The organism is Neobacillus sp. FW104-15D2 (assembly GCF_058790155.1).
In genome coordinates, this window is the sequence record NZ_JBYTCJ010000003.1 from 33,161 (window position 1) to 48,750 (window position 15,590).

Annotated in this window: 12 protein-coding genes and 2 riboswitches; of the genes, 1 reads left to right on the top strand and 11 read right to left on the bottom strand. The window is 39.5% G+C overall.

What is annotated here, in order from left to right; translation table 11 throughout:
- Positions 1 to 5: 5 nt before the first annotated feature.
- A complete protein-coding gene (locus AC3WR0_RS03530; protein ID WP_492551007.1) occupies positions 6 to 1,256 on the top strand; it encodes a sensor histidine kinase in 1,251 nt (416 codons plus the stop codon).
- 114 nt (positions 1,257 to 1,370) lie between these two features.
- On the opposite strand, the gene AC3WR0_RS03535 is transcribed toward AC3WR0_RS03530, so the two are convergent.
- From AC3WR0_RS03535 to AC3WR0_RS03585, 11 genes are all read right to left on the bottom strand, one after another.
- On the bottom strand, positions 1,371 to 2,255 hold the full coding sequence (locus tag AC3WR0_RS03535) for a TIGR03943 family putative permease subunit (protein WP_027321690.1): 885 nt from the start codon (positions 2,253 to 2,255) through the stop codon (positions 1,371 to 1,373).
- Between the two features lie 13 nt (positions 2,256 to 2,268).
- On the bottom strand, positions 2,269 to 3,138 hold the full coding sequence (locus tag AC3WR0_RS03540; RefSeq protein WP_492551008.1) for a permease: 870 nt from the start codon (positions 3,136 to 3,138) through the stop codon (positions 2,269 to 2,271).
- 349 nt (positions 3,139 to 3,487) lie between these two features.
- Positions 3,488 to 4,183 (bottom strand): aspartate/glutamate racemase family protein, encoded by a 696-nt coding sequence (locus AC3WR0_RS03545; protein WP_492551009.1) that lies wholly within the window; start codon positions 4,181 to 4,183, stop codon positions 3,488 to 3,490.
- Between the two features lie 63 nt (positions 4,184 to 4,246).
- Positions 4,247 to 5,560 carry a solute carrier family 23 protein gene (locus AC3WR0_RS03550; RefSeq protein ID WP_492551010.1) on the bottom strand — a complete coding sequence of 438 codons (1,314 nt, stop codon included), beginning with the start codon at positions 5,558 to 5,560 and terminating at the stop codon, positions 4,247 to 4,249.
- An 83-nt stretch (positions 5,561 to 5,643) separates the two neighbouring features.
- Positions 5,644 to 5,752: riboswitch (TPP riboswitch) on the bottom strand.
- Positions 5,753 to 5,927: 175 nt separating this feature from the next.
- The gene (locus tag AC3WR0_RS03555; RefSeq protein ID WP_492551011.1) at positions 5,928 to 6,623 is read right to left on the bottom strand and encodes an ECF transporter S component; all 696 of its coding nucleotides are present in this window, start codon (positions 6,621 to 6,623) and stop codon (positions 5,928 to 5,930) included.
- Positions 6,605 to 8,230 (bottom strand): ABC transporter ATP-binding protein, encoded by a 1,626-nt coding sequence (locus tag AC3WR0_RS03560; protein ID WP_492551012.1) that lies wholly within the window; start codon positions 8,228 to 8,230, stop codon positions 6,605 to 6,607. Before AC3WR0_RS03560 ends, AC3WR0_RS03555 begins: the two co-directional genes overlap by 19 nt.
- On the bottom strand, positions 8,212 to 9,090 hold the full coding sequence (locus AC3WR0_RS03565; RefSeq protein WP_492551013.1) for an energy-coupling factor transporter transmembrane component T: 879 nt from the start codon (positions 9,088 to 9,090) through the stop codon (positions 8,212 to 8,214). Before AC3WR0_RS03565 ends, AC3WR0_RS03560 begins: the two co-directional genes overlap by 19 nt.
- Before the next feature lie 18 nt (positions 9,091 to 9,108).
- The gene (locus tag AC3WR0_RS03570) at positions 9,109 to 9,849 is read right to left on the bottom strand and encodes a DUF4430 domain-containing protein (protein WP_492551014.1); all 741 of its coding nucleotides are present in this window, start codon (positions 9,847 to 9,849) and stop codon (positions 9,109 to 9,111) included.
- A gap of 78 nt (positions 9,850 to 9,927) precedes the next feature.
- Positions 9,928 to 11,793 carry a DUF4430 domain-containing protein gene (locus AC3WR0_RS03575; RefSeq protein WP_492551015.1) on the bottom strand — a complete coding sequence of 622 codons (1,866 nt, stop codon included), beginning with the start codon at positions 11,791 to 11,793 and terminating at the stop codon, positions 9,928 to 9,930.
- A gap of 129 nt (positions 11,794 to 11,922) precedes the next feature.
- Positions 11,923 to 12,117, bottom strand: a riboswitch (cobalamin riboswitch).
- 126 nt (positions 12,118 to 12,243) lie between these two features.
- On the bottom strand, positions 12,244 to 13,056 hold the full coding sequence (locus AC3WR0_RS03580; protein WP_492551016.1) for a DUF8832 domain-containing protein: 813 nt from the start codon (positions 13,054 to 13,056) through the stop codon (positions 12,244 to 12,246).
- A gap of 28 nt (positions 13,057 to 13,084) precedes the next feature.
- On the bottom strand, positions 13,085 to 15,499 hold the full coding sequence (locus AC3WR0_RS03585; RefSeq protein WP_492551017.1) for a heavy metal translocating P-type ATPase: 2,415 nt from the start codon (positions 15,497 to 15,499) through the stop codon (positions 13,085 to 13,087).
- Positions 15,500 to 15,590 lie beyond the last annotated feature (91 nt).

The window sequence follows — 15,590 nt, forward strand, 5'->3', positions numbered from 1 at the left end:
ACACCATGTTTCGGAAAACTTTATTAAGGCTAACTATTACGAATTCCATAGTTTTCGCCATTTTAATCAGCTCTTTAGGAAGCATTCTTTATTTTTACACTGAACATCGATTGTATGAGGATGTAAACAGGTCTCTGCTTGAAGCTGCAGGGAGAAAGGATTTTCCGCACGAAAGAACCAGAGATGATGATAGAAGGCACGGAGAAATGGGTTTTCGGGATCCTCGTATCATTGTTTTACAATGGAATGAGAAAAATAACTTGTCTGAGGATCAAGCTCCTGAAGCCGAAAGGTTCCAAGAGCTTGAAAAGAACGTCCGGCCTAAGAATTTAAATAAACTCGACGACGTTACGATCGGAGATTTTACCTTTCGCTACTATGCAGTAAAAGCTACAGTGCCATTTGAAGGAACGACCACCCTTCAGTTTTTGCGCAACATCAACTCTGAAAAAGAATTCCTGGGAAGATTGATGCTTATTATCATCACAGGATGCGGCATAGCAATGGCTGCTGCCGTCATATTCGGCTACTTTTTGGCAAAACGATCTTTGATTCCAATTCAGAACGCCTGGGGTAAACAACAGCAATTTGTTTCGGATGCCTCCCATGAATTGCGAACACCGCTAGCAGTTATTCAGGCCAAGACGGATTTGTTGTTTCGCTCACCTTCCGCAACAATAGAAGATAGAATTCTTGATATTTCAGCTATTTCCAATGAATCAAGAAGGTTATCAAAGTTAGTAAGGAATTTGCTTACACTGGCTAGGTCCGACTCCAATCAAATAGAGGTAATAAAACAGCCTTTTCAGCTTGACCAGCTGCTTAAAGAGCTTGCCAGCCAATATGAAGAAATTATTTCTTATCAGGAAAAAGAACTGCTGCTGGATATACCGGAGCCTGTTACCTTTACAGGTGATAAGGAGCGGATTCATCAGCTCATTGTCATCCTTTTAGATAACGCGATGAAATTTACTGGCGAGGGCGGGATTATCAGCCTTTCCTGCCGGCAGTCACATTCTTCGATTGAATTAATAGTTGAGGATAATGGTATTGGAATTAATGAAGATGACATCCCTAAGATATTCGACCGTTTTTATCAAAGTGATAAAGCAAGGACCTTATCAGAAGGGACGGGTCTCGGACTTTCCATTGCCCATTGGATTATTGAAAAGCACCATGGGAAAGTAAATGTTACAAGCAGAATTGATAAAGGTACCAGGATCGGGCTTACATTCCCCAAAAACCAAAAAGCTTAAATGTCCTTTTTAATTATGAAAAAGTTAATTTCACTTTGAGGTTCTGGGATATATCTTTCCATATAACAAAGAAGAACAGGTGCCTGGCATCTGTTCTTCTTTGTGCTATAAATATTAGTTAAAACTATTTCGATAAACATAAGGATCTTTTGGTTTGTTTATGATTTTATAATCTGTCACTTTTAAAACAGGAACCTTTGCTTTAAAAGGCTGATAATAGGCTGTCTCTAAAGTTCCTGTTACTTGATACCACTGATCATTAGGTATTTGAATATCATTTGGGAATTGAATCATCATACCAAATGCTCCAGAATCTGCTATACAATGGATAATCCCGAATCGCAGTAAAAAGATTTGATTTTTATTTAGGTTCGGACCGTTATAAGAAAAACCATTAATGGTAATTGATTTCCCTGTGAAATCTCCCTGGTAATTATATATAACTTCTAACCCTTTTAAATAATCCTCATCCGTAAGTGTTATATGGTTTTTTGGTTTATAGGATTTTGATTCTTTGCTAACAAGATCCAAAAAAGCATCTTTCCCCATAAATTGGCTCATATCAGGGTTGAGAACCTGATGCATGCCATACTTATCATTTCCATCCTCTAAAGCAGGAAATTGAAATCCTTTAGCATCAACCAGCTTTGAATCAAGAGTAGCAACAGGTAAAAGAACGCCTGATAGGGCAGGTATTAAAACCATAGCATAAGATAAGAATCTTTTAACCTTTTTTCCTTTTGTTACTTTATTTTTATTTGATTGGTGATCATGATGGCAATGGCCGGTACTGCAGCCACATTCAACATGTTCATCCTGCTTCTTTTTATCAGAAAAATACCAGCGTATTCCTTCAGCAATTGTTAAAAAGAATAAAACGAAAATCATACTGTACGAAAGGAAGGAATATTTCATGTTTATATACTTTGTAATGTCTCCAGTGGAGTGCAGCATAAAAAATAAGTTCGTAAAAAGCAGTAAAATAATGATTCGAAACATTATCAATCATCCTTTACAAAAGAAGTGAACCAATGAATACCAACGTTGAAATTAAAGATATTAAAAGAATAACAAACTTCGGTTTAAATGAACCAAACATCATTAAAAGATTCTTTATGTCTACCATTGCCCCGAACACTAAAAAAGCTACGATTGAACTTTGAGCAAAACTATTTCTAAACGAAGAAGCTACAAAAGCATCCGCTTCTGAACAGATGGACAAAATAAAAGCTAAAGCCATCATGATTAATGAAGCTGTTATTTTCGTATGCCCTAATGTAACAAGAATCTTAGTTGGGATATAAACCTGCATAGCAGAAGCAATGAGTGATCCCATGACTAGAAATTTACCTACACTTAAAAACTCGTCAATTGTATGGGTAACAACACTAATCAATTTTTGTTTGGTATTTTGATGCGAATGATCGTGTATATGCTCATCGTGATTGATTTTTATTGGGCTTCCTTTACTGAAAAAAGATAGAATGATCCCGACTAAAATCGAAACGCCTATTGCAAGACCTGCCCGATACCATACCATCGTCCAGCTATCGCCGAAGGCAATAAAAGTAGCAAACAGAACAATCGGATTAATAATAGGAGCCGAAAGCATGAATGAAATAGCAGAGTAGGGCGCCATACCCTTTTTTATTAAGCGGGCTGTAATCGGAACAATGCCGCATTCACAGCCAGGGAATAATGCTCCTATTAAACTAGCGGTAATGACAGATAAGAATCGATTTTTAGGCATGATTCGAATAATCGTATTTTCAGAAACGAAAACTTCTATTAGTGCTGACACAAACGCACCAATTATAATAAAAGGGATAGCTTCAATCACAATACTGATAAAAATTGTATTTAATTGTAACAATCTATCCATGGAAGTTCCTCCTCAGTAAAACACTAAAAAAATACTTTTAACATACAACTAATAGAGTATTTTATAATTCTTAATTTTCCCTTAAGAAAATATTTCATATAACCCAAAACAACATTAAATACTATACTCTCTTCCTTTGGATTCGTCTATCGTAATATTTGGCATTAATCTAATTCTAATAATGGAGGAAGGGATATTTTGATTATCACTCAAAGGATTATCGATGTGGGCTATGAGACATTTTCATGGATTTCTTTGGAATTTTGTCTGATAGAGAATTCCCAACAAAAAAAGAAGACAGCATAAAAAGATAGTAATCCAGCTATCTCTATGCTTTCTCCCCTTGTATCTATTCAGTTAACGCCTTTTTCACAGCATAGAAGGCATGAAGCGCCGTGGTATCATAAAGAGGAAGGGTGACATCTTCAGGCTTTATGAGCATCCCTATTTCAGTGCATCCGAGAATAATGCCTTCTGCCCCTTTTTCGGCCATTTTACTAATAATATTTTTATATTTCTCTTTGGATTCCAGCTTAATGTCCCCCAAGCATAACTCATCATAAATAATTCTATGGATTTCCTTTCGGTCATCTTCTTCAGGAATAATAACTTCCAAGCCATGCTTTTGAGTCAGCCTTCCTTTATAAAAGTCTTCCTCCATCGTAAAATTTGTGCCTAGCAGCCCGATGGTCTTTTTGGCTTCTGATTTGATTTGATAAGCTGTTGGGTCAGCAATATGTAAAAAAGGAATAGTAATTTTCTGCAGGATTGCATCTGCTGAAATGTGCATAGTGTTGGTACAAAGTATAATAAAATCGGCACCGGCATTTTCTAATTTTATAGCTGTGGCACTCAATATCTCCCCTGCCTTTTCCCATTCCCCCGCGAATTGAAGTTCCTTTATTACTTCAAAATCAACGGAATATAAAATACATTCTGCTGAATGAAGCCCACCTAATTCTTCCTTTATCTTTTCATTTATCAGCTCATAATAATGCTTAGTTGATTCCCAGCTCATCCCGCCAATTAATCCTATTGTCTTCATAAGTCTATTCCCCCTTTTTAATATATAAAGGGTTCTGGACTAGTCGGCCAGAACCCTTTAATTTTATTTATGGTTTCTATTGATGCGATTAGGAATATTGACAAGAAAGAACTGCAAAATGATTGATGTAAAGGCAGCAATCATTATGCTGTTGGAAAGGAACGTCCCAACGGCACCTTTTGCCTCTTTAAAATATTCAGGCAGTGAAATCGCAAGTAATATGGATAAACCTATAATCATATAATTTCTTTCGGACTTTTCAATCTTACCTAACAAGGAAATTCCAGTAAATATGAGACTTGCTGCAGCGGGTAAAAAGATGCCTCCTACCACGGCATCAGGTGTCAATGCCAAAAGAGCACCAGCTTTCGGAACAAGGCCTAGAATTAGAAATATTACCCCTGCATACATAACTGGATATCTTGACCCTACCCCTGTTAACCTTAATAGACCTACATTTTGGGCATAAGCAGTGGTTGGAAATCCGCCAATTAATGAAGAAAGCATTGAACCTGCTGCCTCACCTGCAAAGCCATTTCGGATTCGTTTGGAGTCAAGATCGACCTTCAGTGTTTCAGCAGAAGCCTGATATACACCCATTGCTTCAATAACGGCTACAATATAGGCAACAAAGAAAGTAATAAAAGTGCTCCAATGAAAGGTTAATGCACCGTAAGGAAGAAAGTGCGGCAATCCAAACCAACTCTTGTCAGCAATAATGGAAAAATTAGTTTTCCCCAAAAGAGACGCTATAATATCACCAATTACTAAAGCGATTAAGAAAGAAAAAGACTTCCACATTCCTTTGCCAAATAGTGATAATAGAATAACTACACCCGCTGTTGGTATAGACATAGCAAGTGTCGAAGGCTTTGCAAAGCTTTCCATTCCCGGTGTCCCTCCAAGGAATTCAAAAAGCGTAAAGCTTGAAAGTGAAATACCAACAACAAAAATAACTGTCCCCGAAATAACAGGAGTAAATATTGCTTTCAAGCGGCCAATTAATCCTGTAATAGACAAAATAAAAACAATAAGAGCACTTAACAGGATTCCTCCACTAGCTGCTGCAAGCCCATGTGCCTTTCCCGCGGCAATCATAATCGAATCAAAAGCGGCGGAAGGTCCCTGCACGATTGGAAGCCGAACTAGTCTAGTAGCCTGGATTAGCGTTACCAGTCCTGCAGCAATAAAAATACTGTTTACAATATTGGCGGATAAAGTCAGCGGCAGACCAATCATTGCCGCTACAAAAATTGGGTCAAGCCAGACATTTGAAACAAAGACATGCTGGAGACCATATAAAAAGCTTTTAGCAGGAGGCAATTTATCATCAATTCTGCTAGTTAAACCTTCGTTGGGCTGTTCATTTAGTTCCATTGATATTCTCTCCTTATTTTTTTACGCAAATAAAAAACCAGGTTCCCAATCGGACCTGGTTAGCTTAAAAAAGTTAGAGAAAAAACAGTTTCTCACTACTTTCCTACGCTGGTATGATCCAGATCAGGTCCAAAGGGTTAAAAAACGAGTGTTTTTCTCTCAGCCCATACCTGGGCACCCCTAGCAGTTTTTCGCGATATTTAATTCTGTTTCAGAATATACCTAATCATTGAAGATGACAAGAGGATGAAAAAACTCCCTTTGCGTGAAGGGGAGATCTTAAGTTGATTTTAACATCAATTTCAACCTTTTTATGGATCAATTTGATGTTAAGATATCATTTATGAAAAGTGGTTAACTACGTTTCTCAAAATTCCATCAGCCCATATTTCCTTTTAAACCTGGTAAGTATTTTCATCCAGGGCTTGCCAAACAAAACCAGAAAAAAGACATTTGATGCAGCATGCATGGCATCAAACAGAGCGCTGGCAGCAAAGTAAGTGAATATTGATTTTAATTCAAAGAGATTTCCTCCCTGTGTAAAGGAAAAGTAACCCCAAATATTCATAATCCACCCAAATAAAAATCCCCAAACAATTCCGAAGACCACCCTGCCCCAGGTCCAGTTCATTAATCGGCTGTTCTTTAATAAGCCTGCGGAGAAACCGACAAGTCCCCAGGCAGCCATCTGCCAGGGTGTCCAAGGTCCCTGGCCAAGGATCATATTTGATGCAAGTGCTGCGACCGCCCCAATAATAAAGCCACTCTCTGCACCAAAAACCAATCCTGACATCATAATCACAAAAGTTGTAGGCTGAACACTTGGAATACTGGCAAACGGAACCCTGCCTACAGCCGCAATAGCCGCGAGGACAGCAAGCAACACCAGTTCGCGTGGTTCTGCCTTTCTTTTTTCAAACCTTATTAATAACAGCAGCATTGAAAGGACAACAATGGCCAGGCTTAGCCATATATACTGACTTTGCAAGCTAAATGATAAATATAAGAGCAGTGCAACCATAAGGAGTGCCGCTGAAGTAACAATTATCTTCTTAGCCTGCATAGCTCAACTGCCTCCTCGAGGGTAACGATTTGTTGGTCGGACCTACTGCGAAACAGCCGTTGTACCATCGTAGTATAAAAGAAATTCCCACTAAAAAAAGCATCGGGCTCAGATTCCGATGTTATACTTCCCTGAAACATCATTCCGCATTTTGAGGCGTAGCGGGCTGCAAACTCTACATCGTGGGTGGACATCAGGATAGAAACGCCCTCGCAATTCAACTTACAAAGAATATCTGCTAAATGATCCTTCGACAAGGGATCCAGTCCCTTTGTAGGTTCATCCAGCAGCAGAATTTCAGGCTTTCTTAAAAGCAGGCAGGCTAGCGCTGCTTTCTGAAGTTCTCCGCCGCTTAAATCGTATGGATGATTATGGCGAAGATGATTTATTCCAAGCTTCTCCAGAAGAGGCTCAACCTCATGTTCGTTCTTTAATCCCCATTGTTCAAGAGTATCCTGAATTTCTTTTTCTACAGTATCCTGTATGAAAAATAACTTAGGGTTTTGCGGCAAATAGCCTATTTCAGCTGCAAGGCTTTTATTTTTCCATGCCTTTAACTGTTTTCCCTTGAAAATAAGCTTCCCTCTCTCTGGCTTTAACACACCCGCCAGCAGCTTCAATAAAGTTGACTTTCCAGAGCCATTACCACCCAAGAGAGCATAAAAGTCACCTTTTCTGATAGAAAGATTCAGTTCCTTTAATATATAACCATCTTCTTTCTGATATTGAAAATATAGATTTTGGGCGTTAAGGATCTCTTCTGTTATTTCAGCCAATCTTGTTTTATCTTTTTTAGCAATCTCCACAGTCTGGGTCCAGCTTCGCCCTTCCTTAACTGAAAGAGGCAGCTTTTCTTTCCCTCCAAGGCTTAAATAAAGCGAAGGAATACTAGGAACATACTTATTAAAAGGAGGGTTTCTCCATAGATTTTCAAGAACCTGGCGGGTCCCTCCCTGAACCTTCACTTCTCCTTTATCCATTAAAACAATACTGTCTGCAAGCAGAAATATTTCCTCCAAACGGTGCTCAGCCAGAATAATCGTCATTCCAAACTCTTCATTTAGGTGGACCAGCATATTTAAAAACTCTCTGGCACTTACAGGGTCCAGCTGGGCTGTGGGTTCATCCAGCAGAAGAATATCCGGCTGCATAAGGAGAACAGATGCCAAATTAATCTGCTGTTTCATACCGCCTGAAAGTTCATGCGTATCCCGGTTCAATAGGTTCTCGGCATCAAAATAATGAACCATCTCTGCAATCCTGCTTCTCATCTCATTTGTAGATAAACCTATATTTTCAAGGCCAAACACCATTTCATGAAGAACATTATCAGCAACTACCTGATTCTCCGGATCCTGGAAAACAAAGCCTGTATTCACAGTTTGGTTCTCGATTGAACCCCCATTTAAAAGGATCTCACCCGAAAGCTCTCCATGTGGCACGATTTCCTTTTTTAAAAGACGCAAAAGAGTACTTTTACCTGAGCCAGAGGCACCGAAAAGGACAATAAACTGTCCCTTTTCCACTTGGAGAGATAAGTTATGAATGGCAGGCTGGTTTGCGTCCGGATAGGAAAATGAAACATTTTTTAATTCAATATACGCCATCGAAAATATCCCCCCAATTCAATCAAAAGTGGAAAGCCTAAAAATAAGCAATAAAAAAACATAATCCTTATATCACCCGTTCCAAGCTGCCATGACTCCATAATAGGATAAACTGTCAAATGTCCAAAACCATTAAACCTGCCCCATAATATTAATAAATACAATAGAAGTAAGTAGACTAGAGCCAGGCCATCCCGCTTTTTAAATTTGAAATATTCATATGAAGATCTTAATCCTTTTCCATATTCTCTTGCTTTCATGGAATCCGCTGTTTGGATGGCTTCCTCTAGTGAATAAGTAAGGAGAACCTGGACATATAGCAGGCCGGTTTTTACTCTTTTGTTCAAGGGCCCATGTAATACAGAAATTCCTTTACTTAATTGAATTGAGGAAATTTCATCAAGCCGCCTCTTCATTAAGGGTATAAAACGGAGGGTCAGCATCAGCAGTACAGCAAACTGTGGAAGTATCTTAGAAAATAAAAATAATAGCTTATTGGGTGTCATGATTTTATTATAGGAAACAAACATAGCCATAATAACAACAAGGGAAAGAGCGCTCATTCCCCCGTATACCAATGATTCCGCTGTAATTCGGTGCTGGTGGAACACAAACAATACATGTCTTCCCCTTTCATTAAAAAGAGGATTTAATAGAAAAATAAAGAGGCTGCTTATTATCATAAAAGCAGCCCACTGTCTCAGCTGTTCAATCGATCTGTACGTTATATTAATCATCAGAATGAATATAAGGCCCAGTAATAAAAAGACTGGGTGAATCATCAAAATAAAAAGAGATAATGCAAGGACAAAGAAAATGAAAGAGACAAGAGGATGGAATTCTTCAAATCGGCTCTTCATTAACTTTTCCTATTAAAATTATTTTTCTTTATATATGCACTCAATTCGGTCACCGTCTTTTACCTTTATCGCTCCGGCACTCTTAGGAATGCCTGCTCCGTTTTGCTTAAATATCCAGCCGCTCATGGGGCCATAGTCAAATTCGTAAATTCCGTCTATTCCTTCAACATAGGCAGCAGAGCCACTGCCGTTATAATCCACATTACTCTTCCCAGCTGCTTTTAGCAATATGTCAAGGATAGTATTACCTTCAGTAAATTCCACCTTTCTTGAGCTTAATAAGGTTCCTTTATCTTTAGGTCCTGTAATGGAGAACACAACGGTATGAACCAGTGCTGGAGGTTTCACCACTGGTTTTGGAGCTGGAGGTTTAGGTGCAGCAGCTGGTTTTGCAGGTGCTGTTGCCGCAGGCTTTGAAGTTGTTTCTGGCTGTGGAGCGGGTGCTGCCGGTTTTGGTGCTGTTGCCGTCTTCGGCTGAACAGCAGGCGTTTTAGGTTGAGGTGCTGCAGGTGCGGCTGGCTGAACTGCTACGATATTTTTTTCAGTTGTTTGAGTGGTATTGGTACTCGTTTGCTTTTCCGTTTTCTGAGCTGTCTGCTGTTTTGAAGCATCAGGTTTTTTAGGCTTTTTATTATCCTTCTCCACTTTTTCACTGGCTGTCGTTTCTTTGCTTACGGCTTTGCTTTCTTCTTTTGTTCCGCAGGCACTTAAACTAAATAAAAGAAAAACTATCATCCCGTATAAAGTAAAACGTTTCATTTCTTTCACTCCTAGTTGCTTGTTGAAAGGTTTCATGTAAAAGACCCCTCGTTATTGCGAGGGATCTTTACAAAAATCCTAAACTCTATTTCTATTCATACGGAAGTATAATACAAGACCCATGAGGATTATCAGTACCCCAAAAACAATAAGGTTTGCCGTATTGCTAGCCGTTTTTGGCAGCGGATGTCCACTTGCACTTGCAGTGGTTGATTTCACCGGCTGCTTTACTGTCTGTGTTTGCTGTGCCGTTTGTACCTGAGCAGGCTTTGTCTGTACAGGTGTTACCTTAACAGGTGCACTGTTGGCAAATGAATACAGAGATCCTTTTCCTGCTGTATAAAGCTGATAGGCAACAAGTGCTTGAATTCCTTGCTCAGAAGCCATTGGATCACTTGGCCCTTTTTTATTGAGAATAAATCCGCCATCTGGGTTTTGGAAGGTTTTAAGATATTCAACAAGACCGATTCCATTTTTTTGAACTCCATTAGCCTCTATTCCTACTGAGGATAAAGCAATTACTGCCTGAGCAGCTGTAGAACTGTTAGAAATTTTTCCTGACTGAAATTGTTCTTTTATATAATTAACGCCTTTATCAATTGAAGACTGTACACCTGATCCAGATGTTTGAGTGACAAGGGCTGACATGCTTCCTTCCCCCTTCTTATGTGGGGCAAGGGCTGTTAACACCATTGCTGTTACATCAGGGTCGGAACTTCCTTTAACATCTAATGGCCATCCGCCATCTTTATTTTGATTAGATAATAATTCATTTATAATCTTTTCTTTGGTCCATGTGGCAGATGCGGGTATAGCAGCGTTGGTGCTGTCCAATGCAATCAGCGCATAGGCAACACCATTCATTCCTTGCTTGATTATGTTGCCGGTATAAATGGATTTTATTAAATCATATCCGCCGGCATTAGAAGGGTTTCCGCCTGCTGCCAGAATTCCCATAGCAATACGCTCATAATCTGTTATTTTAGTGAAATGCCCATTTTTACTTTTAATTTGATTGATTACTCCTTCTAAGTAGCTTGAAGGAATAGCTTTTCCTGACTGTCTTAAAGCAATTGCTTCCCAATCACTAACCTGATCCTTTTGAACATATTGTACTGCCGAGTCAATTGACTTTTGAATTTCTTCTTTTGCAATCGGTTTTGCAGGTGTGGTATTGGAATCTGCAGGTGCATCTTGGCTTGGCGTATCAGCAGGTGGTGCAGATGCTTCGTATTTAAACATTACCTCATCGCCAGGTTTTAATTGATAGGTACCTGCACCTACATCTGCCATTTTGCCATTGACATAAAATCCCCAATAGTCACCTTTAGCAGGAATTATTCCGTTAATAGAAGTAATAAATGGCCCATATTTAGGATCAACTTCGATTCCAACTTTGTCTTTTCCCAATCCTGTTTGCAGTAATTGAAGTGCCGTGGGCTGTCCTATGATAGAGGTAGGATTCAGATATTGGTTAACAGTAGGTACAATATCTTTCCCACTTTTATCAAGAATCTTTACAGTTACCTTTTGATTTGAAGGCTTGGTCCAATCTGTATAAACAAAAGTAAGTTTATCGCCGTTATTTACTTTATACTCGTCATAATTAACTTGAGCGCCGATTCCATTAATGTAAAAAGCCCAATAAAACGTTCCATCTGGTGTAGTAGATAAGTTATTTATTGTGATTAAAGATCTGCCATCTTTAGATAATTCAACTTTATTTATACCGGTAGTGTTTTTTAATACATCCAATGCCGTTTGATTCTCTGTAAAGTTAACCTCGGTGTCCGGTAGTATAGCACCAGTTTTGACGTCTCCAATAACGGAAACATATCCTTTTGCTGTTTCCGCTGCAAACACCGGTTTCTGCAATCCTCCGGTAAGAATAGCCAGCAATAAAACCATCATTAGAAAAATCTTTGTCTGTCGATTTGCAAACATTTGCTTTTTCCTCTCCCCTTTTATAAAAAGTCCATAAAAAAATCCCCCTATGAAGGAGGAGGTTTTATCAGGTTAAGGCAGGAAAGCCGAAAACGCTTCTGTCTTAACACCCTCCTATCCGCGTAGGCTTTTGGTGCGAAAAAACAGGCAGGTTTCCTGGCTCGTGATCATTGCTTCCTATGTCTTCCCATCGAAATGACAGTGACATGCTATAGGTCGCTCACACTTACAGTGGCGGGACCGCGCTGGTTTTTCACCAGCTTCCCTATTAAGCTAAGAATCTGCAATTTTGCAGAAATTAGCACCTGTTTTTGCCGTTCATATTTTTTTATGTTAATCCTATTATACAAGTCGGACATTTTTCATACAAGTTTTTCATTATGACGATAACTCCCTCAAACAAAAAAGTGCCCAATCGGAGCTTCCGACCAGGCATAAGTTTATCCTAAACTATTTAATTTCAACGACAAAAGGAAATACTCTAACCTTTCCATTTTGCTTAAATTCAGCCCATATTTTATATACGCCTGGTCTATTAAATTCCGTCTGAAATACAGGTTCATTTTCCTTAACCGGATGGACATGAAGATAATGTTCTCCTTTTTTATCCAGAATGACGACATGCCCAGCTGCGCCAAGATAAGGCTCCAGCTTTGTTTTGTCCAGGCTAAAAGATAAGTTCACTGGTTCAGATGATTTCTGGCTGCTCATCTTCATTTGAACCTTTTCTCCTTCTACTCTCTTTTCAAGAGAAGTATCAGGAGTAAGGCTATGTGGATGGTTATGTGCAGCCTCACCTATTTTAATTTTTACTGGCATTACCTCATAATTCAGTCCCTTAGGTTTTATATCAACAAACGCTTTATAATTGCCATTTTCCAAAGGTTGTTTAACCTGGAAAGTTCCAACTCCAGTTTTTTCCGGATGGAGATGATAGTATTTTTCCAATCCTTCATCTACAACAATTAAGTGTATAATTTTTTCGTGATTTACTTCTAGATTATCAACAGGATTACCATCTTTGTCTGCCAAAGTAATGGTTAATGCTGAGTTGTTATAAGTTACTTTTGCTTTGACATCACTTGATTGATGACTATCTCCGTGTTCATGCATGCCTGATTCAGTTTCGTCATGCTCACCAGATTCATGGTTAGATGAGGAATGCGCCACAATGCCATCCTTCTGGATAAACTGTGCATAGACCTGGTACCCTCCAATAACAGCAAACAGGTAGATAATTGCTGCAATAGCCCACTTTTTCATTATTCCACTCCTTACCCGGTTAGCTTTTTTATTTTATATTAACCCGCTGAAGCCTTAGAGCATTTAGTACAACGGAAACAGAACTGAAAGCCATGGCAGCGCCTGCAAGCCACGGGGCCAAGAAACCCAGAGCAGCTACAGGAATACCTAATATGTTGTATCCGAAAGCCCAGAATAAATTTTGTTTAATATTTCGGATGGTTTTCTTGCTCATAATAATAGCATCTGCAATGCTGTTTAAGTCGCCTCTCATAAGAGTGATATCAGCAGCTTCCATTGCCACATCAGTTCCAGTACCGATCGCCATCCCAATATCCGACAGGGCAAGAGCAGGTGCATCGTTAATTCCATCTCCGACCATTGCAACCCTTTTTCCCTGCACCTGAAGCTTTTTCACTTCGTCTGCCTTGCCCTCAGGAAGTACCTCTGCGATCACAGAGTCGATTCCTACCTGGTTCGCAATAGACTTGGCAGTACGCTGGTTGTCTCCGGTTATCATAATAACTTCAAGTCCAAGATCTTTAAGGCGCTTGATTGCCTGCTTTGAAGTTTCTTTAACTGTATCGGCTACAGCAACTATTCCTGCATATGTTCCATCAATAGCCACAAGCATGGCCGTTTTTCCGTTCTCCTCGAGGGTCTCCATTTGTTTCTCAGCAGAACCCAGATCCACTTCGAATTTCTTCATCAGTCTTCGGGTTCCAATTAGTAAGTTCCTACCTTCAGTAACAGCTTTTATTCCAAAGCCCGGAATTGCTTCAAACTCCTCTGCCTCAGCCATTTCAATATTTCTTTCTTTAATTCCCTGAACGATGGCTTCTGCAAGTGGATGCTCTGATTTTCTCTCGGCAGCTCCAACCAATCTGGCAAAGTTTTTCTCATCAATATCTCCATTAATAATTAAATCCGTCAGAACTGGCTTGCCATTTGTAACGGTTCCTGTTTTATCAAGAATGACTGTTGTAATACGGTGAGTTAGTTCAAGATGCTCTCCACCCTTAAATAACACACCAAACTCAGCCGCACGTCCCGAACCTGCCATTATGGAAGTCGGAGTTGCAAGCCCGAGTGCACATGGGCATGCAATAACGAGAACAGCTATCAATTTTTCAAGTGCTTCGGCAAACTCCCCCGGGCTTACCCAGAAATACCAGATTAGAAAAGTGATGACGGCAATACCCACTACGACTGGAACGAAAATACCCGATATTTTATCTGCCAAGCGCTGAATTGGAGCTTTAGAGCCCTGTGCTTCTTCAACTACTTTAATGATTTGAGCTAATGCTGTATCTCTTCCTACCTTTGTAGCTTTAACTTTTAAAAAGCCATTTTTGTTAATTGTGGCTCCAATGACTGCGTCGCCGACCGTTTTATCAACAGGCACACTTTCTCCAGTGAGCATCGATTCATCCAGGGCTGATCGACCCTCAGCAATTTCACCGTCTGCCGGAACCTTCTCTCCTGGCTTCACATAAAGAATGTCACCTACAACAACTTGTTCAAGAGGGACCTCCAATTCAATTCCATCTCGAAAAACAGTAGCGGTTTTAGCCTGCAGACCCATTAATTTTTTTATGGCTTCAGACGACCGCCCCTTAGCCCTGGCTTCAAATAATTTTCCAAGAATAATAAGTGTAATGAGTACGGCACTTGTTTCAAAATAAAGATCTACCATGTGACCATTAGAGCCTATAGAAATAATGGATAAATACACGCTGTAAAAATAGGCAGCGGAGGTTCCTAAAGCAACTAATACGTCCATATTGGCGCTTCCGTTTCGCAATGCTTTAAAAGCGCCTACATAAAACTGTTTTCCTATAACAAACTGAACTGGTGTTGCCAGAGCAAATTGGACCCATGGATTCATCAGCATATCCGGCAAATAGATAAAGGAAGTAAATTTAAAGTGGCTAACCATAGCCCAAAGCAGCGGGAAAGCTAAAATAACAGAAAAAATAAATTTTCCTTTTTGCTTCTCTATTTCTTTTTCTCGATAATCTTGTGTGTCATTATTCTCCTGTTTTACTTTTGCCTGATAGCCCAGTTTTTCGACCCGGCTTATTATTTCCTGGATATTCAACTGGGAAGGATTATACTCGACGCTCGCTGATTCAAGAGCTAAGTTAACGGTAGCTGCCTTAACACCCTCCAGTTTATTTAAGCCCTTCTCAATCCTTGCGGAACAGGCTGCACATGTCATACCCATAATGTCAAATTCTGCTTTTTCGGATGCAACACCGTAACCCAAGTCACAGATTTTCTTTTCAAAAGCTGCTACGTTTGTCATATCAGGATTATATTTTAATGAAGCTTTTTCTAAAGCCAAGTTGACGTTGGCTTCCGATACACCATCTATTTTCTTCAAACCTTTTTCGATTCTGGCTGAACAGGCTGCACATGTCATTCCAGTGATTGGCAGTTGTACTTCTTTAAGCGAAACCATTGTACGTTCCTCCCCTGTTTTGAATCTCTTAATGTTATTATACTATACCTATGTAGGGTATAAATCAAACAATTTTAACCTATTATTCTTA

Bases quoted from the DNA above. Each gene is read 5' to 3' on its own strand.
- AC3WR0_RS03560 (WP_492551012.1), bottom strand. From the start codon at position 8,230: ATGGCGTATATTGAATTAAAAAATGTTTCATTTTCCTATCCGGACGCA.
- AC3WR0_RS03550 (WP_492551010.1), bottom strand. From the start codon at position 5,560: ATGGAACTAAATGAACAGCCCAACGAAGGTTTAACTAGCAGAATTGAT.
- AC3WR0_RS03585 (WP_492551017.1), bottom strand. From the start codon at position 15,499: ATGGTTTCGCTTAAAGAAGTACAACTGCCAATCACTGGAATGACATGT.
- AC3WR0_RS03565 (WP_492551013.1), bottom strand. From the start codon at position 9,090: ATGAAGAGCCGATTTGAAGAATTCCATCCTCTTGTCTCTTTCATTTTC.
- AC3WR0_RS03580 (WP_492551016.1), bottom strand. From the start codon at position 13,056: ATGAAAAAGTGGGCTATTGCAGCAATTATCTACCTGTTTGCTGTTATT.
- AC3WR0_RS03545 (WP_492551009.1), bottom strand. From the start codon at position 4,183: ATGAAGACAATAGGATTAATTGGCGGGATGAGCTGGGAATCAACTAAG.
- AC3WR0_RS03535 (WP_027321690.1), bottom strand. From the start codon at position 2,255: ATGTTTCGAATCATTATTTTACTGCTTTTTACGAACTTATTTTTTATG.
- AC3WR0_RS03540 (WP_492551008.1), bottom strand. From the start codon at position 3,138: ATGGATAGATTGTTACAATTAAATACAATTTTTATCAGTATTGTGATT.
- AC3WR0_RS03530 (WP_492551007.1), top strand. From the start codon at position 6: ATGTTTCGGAAAACTTTATTAAGGCTAACTATTACGAATTCCATAGTT.
- AC3WR0_RS03555 (WP_492551011.1), bottom strand. From the start codon at position 6,623: ATGCAGGCTAAGAAGATAATTGTTACTTCAGCGGCACTCCTTATGGTT.
- AC3WR0_RS03570 (WP_492551014.1), bottom strand. From the start codon at position 9,849: ATGAAACGTTTTACTTTATACGGGATGATAGTTTTTCTTTTATTTAGT.
- AC3WR0_RS03575 (WP_492551015.1), bottom strand. From the start codon at position 11,793: ATGTTTGCAAATCGACAGACAAAGATTTTTCTAATGATGGTTTTATTG.